This is a genomic window from Halomonas sp. ND22Bw, assembly GCF_003011945.1.
GTDB lineage: Bacteria > Pseudomonadota > Gammaproteobacteria > Pseudomonadales > Halomonadaceae > Halomonas > Halomonas halophila.
In genome coordinates, this window is the sequence record NZ_PXWD01001422.1 from 1 (window position 1) to 250 (window position 250).

Sequence of the window (250 nt, forward strand, 5' to 3'; positions counted from 1 at the left end):
GCGCTCGTAGTCGCGCTTGATGGAGCCGAGACCGATCTTCATCTTGATCGCCTTGAAGCCGGCCTTCTTGTAGCCTTCGGCCTCCTCGACGGCTTCGTCGATAAGGCGCTCCATGTCGGTGAAGTAGAGGCCGGTCGCATAGCAGTCGACTTCGGTGCGGAAGGCGCCGCCGATCAGCTTGTGCACCGGCTTGTTGCAGGCCTTGCCGATGATGTCCCACAGCGCGATGTCGATGCCGCTGATGGCGGCG

General features: G+C 62.4%; 1 pseudogene. It reads right to left on the reverse strand.

From position 1 onward, the window contains the following. Positions 1-250, reverse strand: a pseudogene (locus CVH10_RS22895) (hypothetical protein); the annotation flags it as partial.